Source organism: Streptomyces sp. SLBN-8D4, from assembly GCF_049739545.1.
GTDB classification, from domain to species: Bacteria; Actinomycetota; Actinomycetes; order Streptomycetales; family Streptomycetaceae; genus Streptomyces; species Streptomyces canus_C.
This window is the reverse complement of sequence record NZ_JBMGQC010000001.1, coordinates 10016809-10030597: the sequence shown is the minus strand read 5'-3', so window position 1 is coordinate 10030597 and position 13789 is coordinate 10016809. Positions and strand designations below refer to the sequence as shown.

At 69.0% G+C, this 13789-nt stretch carries 10 protein-coding genes and 2 pseudogenes; 5 read left to right on the top strand and 7 right to left on the bottom strand.

Translation table 11 applies throughout. From position 1 onward, the window contains the following. Positions 1-60 precede the first annotated feature (60 nt). Both RKD20_RS45585 and RKD20_RS45580 read left to right on the top strand, forming a co-directional pair. Positions 61-1437 (top strand): glycoside hydrolase family 43 protein, encoded by a 1377-nt coding sequence (locus tag RKD20_RS45585; RefSeq protein ID WP_424882899.1) that lies wholly within the window; start codon positions 61-63, stop codon positions 1435-1437. A gap of 200 nt (positions 1438-1637) precedes the next feature. Further along, positions 1638-1802, top strand: a pseudogene (locus RKD20_RS45580) (IS1380 family transposase); the annotation flags it as partial. A gap of 813 nt (positions 1803-2615) precedes the next feature. On the opposite strand, the gene RKD20_RS45575 reads toward RKD20_RS45580, so the two are convergent. Beyond that, a complete protein-coding gene (locus RKD20_RS45575) occupies positions 2616-2756 on the bottom strand; it encodes a hypothetical protein (protein WP_424882898.1) in 141 nt (46 codons plus the stop codon). Positions 2757-2939: 183 nt separating this feature from the next. Between RKD20_RS45575 and RKD20_RS45570 the strand changes: the two genes are divergently transcribed. Then, positions 2940-3341, top strand: coding sequence for a YunG family protein (locus RKD20_RS45570; RefSeq protein ID WP_424882897.1), 402 nt, complete (start codon positions 2940-2942; stop codon positions 3339-3341). A gap of 11 nt (positions 3342-3352) precedes the next feature. Here RKD20_RS45570 and RKD20_RS45565 read toward each other — a convergent pair. Together RKD20_RS45565 and RKD20_RS45560 are read right to left on the bottom strand one after the other, a co-directional pair. Then, positions 3353-3524 (bottom strand): annotated as a pseudogene (locus tag RKD20_RS45565) (ATP-binding protein); the annotation flags it as partial. 257 nt (positions 3525-3781) lie between these two features. Continuing rightward, positions 3782-4240 carry a hypothetical protein gene (locus RKD20_RS45560; protein ID WP_424882896.1) on the bottom strand — a complete coding sequence of 153 codons (459 nt, stop codon included), beginning with the start codon at positions 4238-4240 and terminating at the stop codon, positions 3782-3784. Between the two features lie 384 nt (positions 4241-4624). Here RKD20_RS45560 and RKD20_RS45555 point away from each other — a divergent pair, with 384 nt between their 5' ends. Together RKD20_RS45555 and RKD20_RS45550 are read left to right on the top strand one after the other, a co-directional pair. Then, positions 4625-7426 (top strand): hypothetical protein, encoded by a 2802-nt coding sequence (locus RKD20_RS45555; RefSeq protein ID WP_424882895.1) that lies wholly within the window; start codon positions 4625-4627, stop codon positions 7424-7426. A 36-nt stretch (positions 7427-7462) separates the two neighbouring features. Further along, a complete protein-coding gene (locus tag RKD20_RS45550; protein WP_424882894.1) occupies positions 7463-9199 on the top strand; it encodes a hypothetical protein in 1737 nt (578 codons plus the stop codon). Positions 9200-9643: 444 nt separating this feature from the next. Here the strand turns inward: RKD20_RS45550 and RKD20_RS45545 are convergent, their stop codons facing one another. From RKD20_RS45545 to RKD20_RS45530, 4 genes are read right to left on the bottom strand one after another with little or no spacing between them, the layout of a single operon-like run. Beyond that, positions 9644-10954, bottom strand: coding sequence for an alpha-glucosidase/alpha-galactosidase (locus tag RKD20_RS45545; protein WP_424882893.1), 1311 nt, complete (start codon positions 10952-10954; stop codon positions 9644-9646). Then, positions 10951-11907, bottom strand: a complete 957-nt coding sequence (locus RKD20_RS45540; RefSeq protein WP_424882892.1) for a carbohydrate kinase family protein — start codon at positions 11905-11907, stop codon at positions 10951-10953. The genes RKD20_RS45545 and RKD20_RS45540 overlap by 4 nt, the downstream gene beginning before the upstream one ends. 42 nt (positions 11908-11949) lie before the next feature. Continuing rightward, positions 11950-12843, bottom strand: a complete 894-nt coding sequence (locus tag RKD20_RS45535; RefSeq protein ID WP_424882891.1) for a carbohydrate ABC transporter permease — start codon at positions 12841-12843, stop codon at positions 11950-11952. After that, positions 12840-13778: a carbohydrate ABC transporter permease gene (locus RKD20_RS45530; protein ID WP_424882890.1), complete on the bottom strand. Its 939-nt coding sequence runs from the start codon at positions 13776-13778 to the stop codon at positions 12840-12842. The genes RKD20_RS45535 and RKD20_RS45530 overlap by 4 nt, the downstream gene beginning before the upstream one ends. Positions 13779-13789 lie beyond the last annotated feature (11 nt).

Genomic DNA, 13789 nt, shown 5'->3' with positions numbered 1-13789 from the left:
GCCGGGGCCGCCCACGGGTTCTCCATCCGCCCGCACCTTCCTACGCCTCAGAGGTACCAGATGAGCGCAACGCCCCTCCCCTCGCGCCGGCTGTTCCTCGGCATGGCCGCGGCCGTGCCGCTGTCCATGACCGGCGCGCTGACCCTCGGCAGCCAGTCCGCGAGCGCCGCGACGGCCTCCCCGTTCGTCATGGCCTACTTCACCCAGTCACCGAGAAACCTCGGTACGGACTACGGCCTGCATCTCGCCGTCAGCACCGACGCGCTGCAGTGGATGCCGCTGAACCAGAACAACCCCGTCGTGACCCCGACCGCGGGCGACGGCGGTCTGCGCGACCCCGTCATCCTGCCCAAGCAGGACGGCACCTACGTCGTCATGGCGACCAACCTGAAGGGCACCGACTGGACCAAGAAGAGCCCGTACATCCACGTCTGGGACTCCGCCGACCTGCGCTCCTTCGACAACTACCGCCTGCTGAAACTGCACGACATGGCCACCCACACCTGGGCGCCCGACACCTTCTGGGACGCCTCCCGCGGCCAGTACGCCATCATCTACTCGGCCGTGAACAGCAGCGGCCACAACGTGATCATGGTGAACTACACCACGGACTTCCAGATCGTGACGTCGCCGCAGGTCTTCTTCGACCCCGGCTACGACATCATCGACGGCACCCTGGCCAAAGACGTGAACGGCGTCAACTACCTGTACTACAAAGGCCACAACAGCCTCACGGGTGCGAAGTCCACCTCGCTCAATCCCGGCAGCTTCACCCAGTTCACCCCGGGCCTGGCGCCCCAGGGCGGCATCGAGGGTCCGATCCTCGCCCAGGCCGCCGGCACCTGGTACCTGTGGGGCGACGCCAACGCGCTGTTCTACACCTGGCAGACCAGCGACCTCTCCACCGGCACCTGGACCGCCACCGACCGGCGCGTCTACACCCAGCCGCTGAACTCCAAGCACGCCGACATCAAGCAGATTCCCCAGACGGTGTACGACAACATGGTCGCCAAGTGGGGAAAGCCGGCCTGGAACCGGCTGAAGTCCTACAACTTCCCGGACAGGTACTGGCGGCAGGCCGACAGCATCGGCCGCATCGACCCGTACCCGTTCGACCCGTACACCGACTCGCAATGGAAGTTGGTGCCGGGTCTGGCCGACTCCTCCGGCGTCTCCTTCCAGTCCGTCACCGACCCGACCCGCCACCTGCGGCACGCCTACTTCCAGCTGCGACTGGACGCCAACGACGGCACCGCGAAGTTCGCCCAGGACGCCACTTTCCACAAGACGGCCGGGCTCGCCGACCCGTCCTGGTCGTCGTTCCGCTCGCACAACTACCCGGACCGCTACATCCGGCACCACGACTACGTGCTGCGCATCGACCCGATCTCCACCACCACCGGCAGAGCCGACGCCACGTTCTCCGTCTGGTACTGAACTTGGCGTTTGTCCTCGCCTGCCACCCGACCTGCTGATCTGTGGTTCTTCCAGGGACACCGGAGGCGGCCGGCCGTTCTCCACGCTTCGAGATGTCGAGTAACGAAGCACGAGAGAACGGCCGCTGCGTACGCGAGGCTGTGCGGGACGCGATCGACCGCGGCGACGTCACCGACGCTATCCACCAGGCCGTGCTCAAGGTCCCACCCGCCGCGTGGACGTCGGCCGTCGAGCCAGGCGGTGAGATCCGCGACGGAGCCTGGATCGCCGAACGGTCCGGCGACTGCCTCAAGGGCTGGCCCAAGGGCATGCGGCTGATCGTCCGCAAAGAACGCCCGCACCCCGGCGCGCAGTTGCGGCGAACGCGCAGGCCGTCGCGATCCAGCCTGAAAGAGACATGGATGACCATATCTACGACAGAAGGGAAAATGTCAGTCGGAAACGGGCCTCCGGATTCTACGGTGACTCCCCCGCGGCAGTGATCCGCGGCAGGTGATCCATGGGGGGAACTATGCTTCTGTCACGCGGAACCCGCACAGCTCAAGAGCGGCTGCCAGAGCCGGAGTCGGCGGTGCCGGTTCCCGGGCCCAGCGGGTGGACGGCCGTGGAGTCCCTGGGGCGCGCCGTGTTCGCGGTGCTGGACACCGGCGGCCGCGCCGACTACACGAAGTGGTTCGAGGAGTTCCGGGAGGATCCGCAGGGCGTGGTGAAACCCGCCCTCACTCCGGCCGTCGGTTCGGGAGTGACCGTCACCTCGGCACTCCTGTACGTGCTCCCGGTGGCGGCCTGGCTGGTGAAGGCGGTCGCCGAGCGCCTCGCGGGGCAGGCCGTGGACACCCTCGGCCAGACCCTCCGGACGAAGATCGGACGCCTGCTCGAAGACCGCCACGGCGGGGCGGTGCCCGCCCTGGACCCGGACGAGGAGCAGGTGGCCCTCGCCGCGCTGGCGGCCTGGGCCCGGAGCGTCGGCGCCGACGCCGAGCAGGCGGGCACCGTGGCCAGGGCCGTCATCGCCGTCCTGCGCGTTCCTGGACGAGCGCCGGCACCCCGAGACGTAGCACTGCCCCTACCGTCGCCTCGCGGGCCGCAGGGCTGTGGAGGTGAAGGGCGGTCGCCTACGCGGCGAAAGGCAATGCAGGGCTTCAGCCGAACGATCGTCCCTGCATGCAATCGGCGGGTCAGGCGCTGCGCGGCTTGCGGCCGGCGGTCTTCTTCGCCGCGGTCTTCTTGCCCGGCGTCTTCCTCGCCGTGCTCTTCTTGACCCGGGACAGGTCGTGGGCGTCGGCGTCGCCGGCCTCGCCTTGGATGGACCGCGCCAAGGGAACCGCGGCGTTCCAGCGACTGCCTGTCCACGGACATCAGCCCCTCCGGGTGAGCGGTCATTCCAGGTCCCTGCTGACGGACAGTTGATCTCCCTGCCCGGTATGCTATTTGTCCGAGACGGCCGTGCCGTGCGCGCCTGCGCTGTGTGTGATGTCAGTGGTGGCTGCGATGCTGGCGGCATGACAACCCCTTGGAACCTGCTTGATCTCGACAAGGCCCTGCGTGCCGGCTGGGCCGCCGACACCTGCTCGCCCGACGACCAGGCCGACTGGCAGCCGGACAACCCGGCCTGGGGGCACTGCGACATCACGGCCTTGATCGTCAACGACGTCTTCGGCGGTGATCTCATGGTCGGCGAGGTCCACCTTGACCGGACCCAGCACGGTTTCCACTGGTGGAACCGGCTGCCCAGCGGGGTGGAACTCGACCTGACACTCGAACAGTTCCAGCGCGGGCAGACCGTCACGGCTGCCCGTGTCGTCGCGCGACCGCCGGGTCCGCTGCCCCGCCGCTGGGAGGAGTACCTCCTCCTGCGTGAGCGTGTGATCAAGCACCTCGGTCCGCTTCCGGAGCCCGTCTGAGGAGACGGCGGTCAGCCGGCCGGGGCGAGGGGGACGAGACCCTGACCGCTGGTGGCCTGGGTCAGTCTCAGCGAGGATCCTTCGGTCAGGCGATGTGAGCATGGTGCAGGAGCCGGTGGCGGTGGCGGTGGCCAGCGTCTTGGGCATGATCGAATCGAATCCTGATGGATGGAGGTTCGAGGCGCGTCCTGGTCGATGCGATCACGCCGACATCTGGCCCAAGGTCGGGAAAGTGACGCTCGCTCATTGATGGGCCGACGGCCGGACACCCGCAGCGCATCGCACCTGGGGCCCACGCGCGCTTCCCGTCGACGCGGACTTCGCCTACCCGTGCGTGCGTTCTGCAGCGGCGCTGGCCGCCCGATGGTCATGCTGGTCAGCAATGTGCTTGAGGTTGCGGCGTACCCGTTCGCGGAAGGCCTCCGGGGGCAGCCCCGGCGTCAGTCGATCCTTCGGGAAGCCGTGTCGAGGAACGCGCGTACCGCCTGCTCGAACTCGGACTCGATCACGATGAGCTGTTGCCGGTCTTCGGCGGCGTCGATCGCGCCGAGCTTGGCACGTACCGCGTCCATCAGCGGACGGAGCACCGGATCGTCCGCCACCAGTTGGAGACGGAAGTCGGCGGTGTCGGCTGCGGCTCCCAGCCTGTCGCTCTCCACCCGCGCTGCCCTGTAGGCGTCCTCGTCGCGCGGGGATGCCCGACGGCGGAACCACACGGTGATCAGGCCACGCTTGAGTTCCGACACGGCGCCCGCATACCCGCTGTAGGCGGCGAGACGCTCCTGGCGCAGGCGCTCCTGCCGAGACGCGGCATCCGCGCGTTCCGCGATGCGTCGCTGGAACAGGTAGGTGCTCAGTGAGCCGATCAGCGTGCCGGCAACGGCGACCATGCTGGCCAAGACGGCTTCCACTCGACCACCTTCCCTGCCGACTGGGCCAGATCCTGGTCCACGGTGCCACAGCTACACAGGCGATGTTCGCTGTGTCGGTGAACTCGCCGCGAACTGGGCTGTACCGGAAGGCGGGCCACCGGAGGGCAGGGCGGCTACGACATCACGCCAACAAAGTCAGCAGCTCACACCACCCGAGTTACACCATCGGCTGGACAGACCCCGCCTCGGCATGGCAGCGGTCCACTCACCGGAACAGCGCTCGACTGCCGTGCCGGCGAATCCCACCACAGCGCCGGTGTATCAAAGGGCGGATCGACGCTTCTATGTCTGTAAAGCAGTGACTGTCGGCGGATCCGGTTGTCGGAGTGGGCACCGGGCGAGGAGCGCACAATGGAAGATCTGCTCAGGCTGGTGATGGTGCGTCCCGCTGCACAGGCACAGGCGCAGACGCTGCAGCCCAGTCCCGAACTGCTCACGCAACTGGCCGCGGTGGCCAAGGGGCAGGGCGACCTGGTGGCCGGCCGGCGGGACGTTCTCACGCAGTGGCGCGCCGCCCACCCGCCGTCCGCGTCTCCCGCCCAACTCACCTACGGATCTGCCCTGTTGGCGCTCGGCCAGTGGCTCACCGGGGGTGACCGCCACGCAGCGGACGTGCTGCGCCAGGCTCGGGACGTTCTGCACGCCGATCCCCAGAAGGTCGTGGCGTCCGCGGAGTTCGCGGCGGACGTCCGGCGTCTGGACGACACGCTGCTCGGCCAGACGCTGCTCTCGGACTCGGCGAGCGCCGACATCGCCGCGCTGATGACCGCCCGCAGCGGGTACACCGCGCTGCGCCTGGCGGTCGGCGGGCAGGATCCTCCGCGCACCCCCACGGTGACCCTGCCCGACGCCGTGACACGTACCGTCCCGACCGCCGCAGCGGACGGCGGGGGCGGTCCCGGCGAGGACCCGCGCGCGCCTTTGCGGCAACGGCTGGCAGAGATCGACGCCGCCATCAACGCCGTCGTACGAACGGCACGCACGGCCTTCACCGAACCGGTGATCGGTGTTCGAGACCGGTCGTCCCAAACCGCGCCGGCCGACGCCGAGGGCGCACTCGCCGCACCGGACGTGCTGTCGGCGCTGGCCGGGCCGCCGCGTTGGCAGTTACCGCAGGCGGTGGCGGCGAGCCTGCCCGAGGCCGCACGACGCACGATCCTCGACCTCGCCGGAGACCCGGTCGCGACCCCGGTTCCCGCCGTGACCGGGAGGTTGACACAGGCCCGGGGCGAGGTGACCCGGGCGCTGGCCAAGCTCGACCTCGCCGAGACCGGCCGGGTGACGCGTATCGGCTCGGGCTTCTACGAACCGCTCCCGGTCGTGGGGACGGATCCGAAGGACACGCTGCCCACGACCCACGGCACCGTGCACCCGGTGGGCGTCGGCGACCTGCTGCTGGTGCGGGAGCACGTCAAGGCGTACGAGGCGGGCGAGGTCACCCACATCGAGAACATCCTGCGGCGGGAGCACCTCTCCCGGGACACCCGCCGGCTCGAACGCGACGAGCAGCAGTTCACGGTCGAGTCGGAAACACAGAAGGAGGAGGAGCGTGACACCCAGTCCACCGACCGGTTCTCGCTCAAGCGGGAGACCAGCGACACGGTGAAGACCGACGCACAGGTCAAGGCAGGGCTCACGGTGGACGCGAAGTACGGGCCGTTCGTCGAGGTCAAGGCCGACCTGCAAGGCTCCTACCAGCAGGTCACCGAGCAGTCGACGAAGCAGGCGAGCGAGTTCAGCAAGGACGTCATCAACCGTGCGGTGAGCAAGCTGAGCGAGAAGACCAGAACCGTGTCGGTCCAGACGACGATCCGGGAGTTCGAGGAGAAGTACTCCCACGGCTTCGACAACAGCGGCGTGGGTGCAGACAACATCAGCGGTGTGTACCAGTGGGTCGACAAGGTGTCCCAGGCCCAGCTGTACAACTACGGCAAGCGCATGCTCTTCGACGTAGTCGCGCCCGAACCCGCCGCCTTCTACATCTGGGCGCAGCAACGCGGGCGGGCCGAGGCGGTGCAGATCAGCAAGCCGCCGGGGCTCACCATCACCCCCGGTGACCTGGACGAGGGCAACTACCTCGTCTACGCGCAGGCGTACGGGGCGACCGGAATCGATCCGCCGCCGGCCCTGCACAAGACCATCTCGCAGGCCTGGGACGTGACTGTGGCGGCGGACCCGCATCTGTTCACGAAGTCGGGCACGGTCGTGGTGGACGAGGGTTACGCGGCCACCTGGGCGGGTACTGCGGCGGCCTGGAACTATCCGAGCGACCAGACGCCGTTCATTCGCATCATCGTTGCCAACGCGAGCCTGGCTCCCGGGGATACGACGTTGCTGGCGGGCGAGGAGGGGTCTTTGGCCGTAGGCCTGTTCGCCAGCAAGGTCAACGCCGTCACGGCGACCCTGGAGATTCTGGCCGAACGGACGGACCGCGCCTGGGCGCAGTGGCAGGAGAAGGCCTACGCGACCATCCAGCAGGCCTATCTGACGCGTAAGTCCGAGTACGAACAGGCGCTGGCCGAGGCAGCCACCGCGGGCGGAGTCACGGTCACGGGCCGCAACCCGGCCGCCAACCGGGCGACGATCCTCGCCGAGCTGCGCAAGGCCTGCGTCACCGAGCTCACCGCCCAGCAGTTCGACGCCTTCGGGGCACTGGGCACCGATCCCGCGGGCCGCCCTCAGCTCAATCTCGTCCGGACCTCCCAGCAAGGCAAGTACGTCCGCTTCTTCGAGCAGGCCTTCGAGTGGGACCACCTCGTCTACTTCTTCTACCCGTACTTCTGGGCGGACAAGGCGACCTGGCAGTACCGCTCGCTCCTCGACGACCTCGACGATCCCGACTTCGCCGACTTCCTGCGGGCCGGGGCCGCCCGTGTCGTGTTCCCGGTCCGGCCGGGATTCGAGCAGGCGGTGCTGCACTTCCTCGACACCGGGCTCATCTGGGACGGCGGCGACCCGCCCGACATCACCGGCAGCCAGTACGTCCCCATCGTCGAGGAGATCCGGCAGGCGCAGGGAGCGCCCGGCGAGGAGGTGGCGGTGGGCGACCCGTGGCAGGTCCGTGTCCCGACGTCGCTCGTGAAGCTGCGCCCCGACGACAAGCTGCCGGCATGGAAACAGGACGCCTCCGGGAACTGGGTCCCCGCGAACTAGCGGGCCTCTCGAACGCGGTCGACGACAGGGGGCGCCGTGCAGAAGCTGACGAAGGTCGTCCTGTGGAAGGGACGTACGGATCCGGCGAACCGGGTCATCCCCGCTCACCTGAAGCTCGCCATCCTGTCGCGCGGCACTCTGCCTATCGCCGCCGACGCCGTCACGCCCTTCCTGGACCTGGCGCGGGCGTCCGGGGCCACCTGGCCGGACCGTCTGACGGGACCGCTGAGCGATGCCGGTCCGGCCTTCCCGGTGACCTTCGAACTGTTCCAGAACCAGCGGCTGACCCTGACGCCGAACGAGATCAGGGAGGCGATCGACGGCTATCTGGTCCTGCGGCGCAAGAATGATCTGTCGCAGACGTGCTGGCGACTGATCTACGCGTGGATGCCGGCCCGGGACCGGACGACGCTCGAACGGCGTTTCGACGTGGATCTGGGCGAGCTGTTCCGCGCACCGCACGTCACCGTTCGGCCGTCCGACGACCCCTTCCGCCATCTCCTCGTGTACTACGTCTGTCTGCCGCTCGCCGTCTCCCGCCTCGTCGCGCCCCCGGCACCCCGGCGCCTGCCGTCCCCGCTGCCGCCCCGCCCCTCGGGCAAGCCTCCCATCCTCGGCCTGCTCAAGCCCAACACCGAGCTGCATTTCCGGGACGGGCCGAGCACCTCGGCGAAGAGCCTCGGCGTCCAAGCGGGCACCGCGGCGCGCGTCATCGTGAAGGACAAGCAGGAGGCGGACGACAGGCTCTGGTACCGGTTCGAACTGACGGATCCCGCACGGATCGTCCCGGAGGTGGGTGATCCGCTGACGAAGGCGAGCACCCTGCCCGCCGGCACGTCCGCCTGGGCCTCCGCCAACGCTCTCGACATCCTCGTCGTGGACTGGGCCCTCGTCCGCAACGACCTCGCCGAGTTCGACACCGCCAACGCAAGCCTGTCAGTCGGGGCGAGGATCACCGCGCTCCGGCAGCGCCTGCACGCCAAGAACCTCCCCTTCGACGTGGTGATCGGCACCGACCACGGGAAGGTCTACCTCGACGACATCCCCTTCGACGCCGGCCGATGGCAACTGGGGCGCGACTACCAGGCCTTCGTCGCCCCTGACGGACGCTGGGTCGATCTGCAGCACCTCGCGGTCGCGATGGACGTCCTGGACCGCAGGGAGGACACCGTCGACTTCCTGAAGATCCCGATCGGGACGAACTACGCCGCGGCCACCTGGTCGGGGGATGTCGGGGCCGCTGCCGCCGACGCCAGCCTCCACGTCGACGCCACGACATGGGAACGCTGGAATCCGACCGCGATGGCGGCAGCCCGCCTGCAGTTCTACTTCACCACCCGGGCCAGCGAGCACGACCTGCTGGGTGACCTCGACGGTTGGGGAGTCCAGGACGTCCGTAGCCGCAACCGGGGGATTCAGCAGATCGACGGGCTGATCACCCTCTACTACGAGGACACGACTCCCGGTGGGGAGCGGACGCTCACCGCGCGACGGCGGGTGGCCCTGCAACGATTCCTCAAGCACTACGGGTTCACCTATGACGCGGCCCGGGATTTCCCGAACTACCCGGTCTTCCCACGCCAGAACGGCCCGATGGGCCGGTTCCTTCGGGAGATCAACCTGTTCGGAAGCATCTGGATGCTTCGGCGCAACCCCAACCTGACATTGAGCCATGACCCCAACGCCTGGCATCCCTCGTTCGTCGGCGAGATGACCACACAACTCCTCTGGTGGCTGGAACAACAGGTGATCGAGAACGGTGCCGAAGCCTGAGCGCACTGCTGCGGCTGCCGCCACCGCCGACCGGGGCGGCAGCACGACCGAGCCGTCTGGGCCCCTGACCACCTGACAGCGCCGGCACCCTTTCACCCACCAACGACCCGCCCGCTCCGCCCCAACCCGGCGACCCACCCCGCAGCCCGGAGGAACGCCTCGCCTACCCTCCGCGTTGGTCACCATCGCACCTCCGCCATCAGCCAACTCGCCACCCAGGTCCGCACCCTGATGATCCTCGGCCGCCACCAACAGGCCACCGCACGGCCCTCGCTGATCGTCACCGGACCCGCCGCAGCCTGCAGAACGACGGCCCTCCTGAGCGTCGGCCGCGCCTGCCACTTCGCCCAGACCCGCAAAAAAGCCAGGCTCCTCACGGCGCACGATGACGGGTATGCCCTGTCCGGTCGGGGCCTGGCACGGTCGGCCCGCAGATCACGGCGCTCACGAGCCGAGGCGGATGCGCAGCCCCGGCTGGAGGAGGTCGCCGTGGGCGGTGACCATGTCGTCACACAGGCGCCAGATGTCCTCGACCGGCAGGGCCGCGGCCGTGGCGGGGTCGGTCATCGCCGCGTGCCTGATGTGCCGCGGTTCGTCCTCGATCGCCGCCTGCACCACCAGGTCGTTGGCGCTCAGGTAGGTGCGGTTGAGCGCCGCCAGCTGGGGCGGCAGGGAGCCGACCCGGGTCGGCTGGACGCCCAGGGAGTCCACCAGGCACGGCACCTCGACGACACCGTGCGCGGGCAGGTTGTCGATCAGAGCCCGGTTGGGGACGTTGCCGTAGACCGTGCGCGGGGTGCCGGTGACCATGCTGTGGATGATCTGGGGCGCGTACTCCATCGTCCCCTCGACGGCGACCGGTGTTCCTGCGGCCAGCGCTTCGCGGGTCTTCTCGTAGATGGCGACGTTCTCGTCGACGATCTTCAGGTACTCGCCGATCGGCAGCCGCAGCCGTTCGACCTCGCTGCTGTGGTGCAGGTACCAGGGAACGTACTCGGAGGAGTGCTCGCTGGTCTCCGTCGGGTAGTAAGCGAGTCGGCGGTACATGTCGACCCGCACCCTTCGGCGCAACTGGCTGTCGGAGGCGATGAGTTCGTCCAGCTTCGGGTAGAGGCTGCTGCCCTGGTGTTCGAAGCGCAGGACCCATGCCTGGTGGTTGACGCCTGCGGCGTGGTAACTGATCTCCTCATAGGGGACCTTGACCAGATCGGCGAGGTCGCGCATCGTCCAGTACACCGAATGGCACAGTCCCACCACCCGGGTCAGGCCGGTGGCCTGCGTCAGGTACTGGACGTTCATGGCCATGGGGTTGGTGTAGTTCAGCAGCCAGGCCTGCGGGCAGACGTCGGAGATGTCCCGCCCCAGTTGCCTCAGGAACGGGAAGGTGCGCAGGGCGCGGAAAATGCCGCCGATGCCGAGGGTGTCGCCGATGGTCTGGCGTACGCCGTAGCGGGCCGGCAGTTCGAAGTCGGTCCGGGTGGCCTCGCCCATTCCGATCTGCACGATGTTGATCACGAAGTCGGCGTCCGCGAGGGCTGTGCGGCGGTCGGTGTCCGCGGTGACGGTGGGGTTGGCGCCGAGGGTGTCCGCGATCCGGCCGGCGGCGGCGTGCGCGGTGGCCAGACGCTCGGTGTCGATGTCGTGCAACGCGATGTGCGCCGACTTGAGTTCGGGGAACGCGAGGAGGTCGGCGAGCAGTCCCTGGGTGAAGACGACGCTGCCCGCTCCGATGAAGGCGATCTTGGGGGTGGTCATTCGGGGGTTTCCTCGGTCTCGGACAGGCGGGCGAGGACTTCGTCCCGCGTGGGCTGTGCGGTGGTGCCGCCGTGGGCGCGGGTGGACAGGGCTCCGCAGACCGCGGCGAAGCGGAGGGCCTCCGGCAGGGGTGTCTCGTCGAGCAGGGCGGCGATGAATCCGGCGTCGAAGCTGTCCCCGGCGCCGACCGCGTCGACGGGCTGGACTCGGATGCCCCGGGTGGTGAAGAGCCGTTGGCCGTCGTGGCACAGGGCGCCGTCGGCGCCGTTCTTGACCGTGGTGACCGGGCCCCGGCGGGCGAGCCGTGCGGCGGCCTCGGCGGGGTCGTCGGTGTTGACGCGGGCCAGGCGCCGGGCTTCGGCGGCGTTGGGCAGCAGGAAGTCTGTGTGGGCCAGGACCGCGTCCAGGCCTGAGGCCTGCCAACGGCCTGCCGGGTCGTCGTTGGTGTCCAGTGAGGTGCCGGCGCCGTGCCGACGTGCGGTGCGCAGAAGGTCCGGGAGTGCGACGGCGAGTTGTGGCATCAGGAAGTAGGAGGCCGCGTGCACGTGCCGCGCGGCTTTCAGCAGTGTCGCGGGTACGTCGTCGGCCGTGGTCGCGGTCAGGGTGCCGGGGGCGGTGATGATGGCACGGTCGTCTCCGCGGGTGAGGACGACCGTCATGGGTGTGGGGCGGCCGGGGTCGAGCCGCAGCGCTTCGGTGTCGACGCCGTGGGCGAGGAGCTGGTCGCGCATGTAGCGGCCTGCGTCGTCGTCGCCCACCCGGCCGGCGAAGGCGACGTTGAGCCCGAGGCGGGCGGCCCCGCAGGCGACGATCGCGCCGGATCCTCCGACGGTGAGGGTGCCGGTGGGCACCAGCTGTTCGCGCTGGCCGAAGGCGAGCGGGCCGTCGAGCGGGCCGACGACGATGTCGGGGTTGGCGTCACCGATGACCAGCAGGTCGAATGAGTGCGGCATTGAGGTGTTCCTGCCTGAGGGGTGTGTCGGGGGCGAACGGGGTCAGCCCTTGAGTCCGGTGGAGGTGATGGACTGGATGAACGCCTTCTGCGCGCCGAGGAAGGCGAGCAGGACCGGCACCACGGTGATGACGTTGCCGGCCATCACGGCGGCCCACTGGGTGTGGTGTTGTCCCTGGAAGGTCGTGAGGCCGAGCTGGAGCGTGTACTGGGTGTCGTGGTTGATGGCGATCAGGGGCCAGGTCAGGTCGTTCCAGGTGCTGAGAAACGTCAGGACCGCCACCGTGCTGAGGGCCGGACGGGACAGGGGCAGCACGATCCGCCACAGCACGTGGAGCCGTGAGCAGCCGTCGATCCAGGCGGCCTCCTCCAGCTCGCGGGGCAGGGAGAGGAAGAACTGGCGCAGGAGGAACACCGAGAAAGGCGTGACCAGGGACGGCACGATCAGCGCGCCGAGGGTGTCGATGAGGCCGAGCTGCTTCATCACCAGGAAGGTGGGGATCATGGTGAGTTGGAACGGGATCGCCATCGTGGCCAGCATCAGGCCCAGCAGCAGCCGGGAGCCGGCGAACCGCATCCGGGCGAAGGCGTAGCCGCCGAGGGTGCCGAGCACGAGGTTCGCGGTGACCGTGACGAGGCTGACGAGGAGGGAGTTGGCGAACCAGCGGGGGAACATCGCGTTGCCCAGCACGTAGCGATAGCCGCCCAGGTCCAGGTGAGAGGACCACAGCGCGGGCGGGAAACGGTTGATTTCGGCGTTGCTCATCACCGAGCTGAGCGCCAGCCAGATGAAGGGGACGGCGAAGAGCAGGGCCATTGGCGCGAGCAGCAAGTGCCAGGGGCTGAAGGGCAGTCGCGGGGTGCGTCGTCGTACCTCGCGGCTGGGGGCGGCGGAAGCCGCCTGTGCGGCGTCGGGCGGGGCGGAGACTGTGGTCATGCGGAGGCTCCCTGCACGCGGCGGCGGAGGAGCTGGAGGACCAGGCCGATCAGGCCCAGGGATACGGCCAGGACGTAGGCCGAGGCGGCCCCGTATCCGGCGGTGGCGTTCTGGAAGGCCTGCTGCCAGATGAAGTAGACGATCACGGTGGTGGAGCCGAGGGGGCCGCCTTTGGTGGTGACGTACACGAGGTCGAACGCCTGGAGGGATTCGATGGTCTGCCACAGCAGCAGGAACACCGTGACGGGCCTGAGCGCGGGAAGTGTGACGTGGCGCAGGAGTTGGAGGCGGTCGGCGCCGTCCAGCCGGGCCGCTTCTGTCAATGAGGCCGGCACGTCCTGGAGCGCCGCGAGGTAGATCACCAGGCAGAAACCCGTGCCGCTCCACAGGCTGATCGCGACGAGTACGGGAAGCGCCTGGGAGGGGTCGGTGAGGAAGCCCTGGGACGGGATGCCGAGGTGGTGCAGGACGGCGTTGGCGGCGCCGAACTCGGGGTCCAGGATGAACGAGAACAGAACGCCCTGCGCGGTCGCGGAGACGACGAACGGGACGAAGTACAGGGTGCGGTAGAGCCAGACGAAGCGGATGCGCCGGTTGAGGGCGAGCGCGAGGAACAGGCCGAGCACCATGCTGGCCGGCACGTACAGCGCGGTGTACAGCAGGGTGTTGCGCAGAGCCTGGCTGAAATGCGGGTCCTGGGCGAGGGCGCGGTAGTTGTCCGGTCCGACCCAGCGGCTGGGGGTGACGAGGTCGTCGGCCTGGAAGGACAGCAGCAGCGACCAGGCGATGGGTACCACGCTCAGGCCGATGATGATCAGGACGGCGGGGGAAACGAACGTCCAGGCCATGGCGGCTTCGCCGGCTCGTCTGCGGCGCAGGGCTCGCCGGTTGTCCGGGGGCCCGGACACGGTGATCGGGGTGGGCAGTCGCGACATGACGGGGCTCC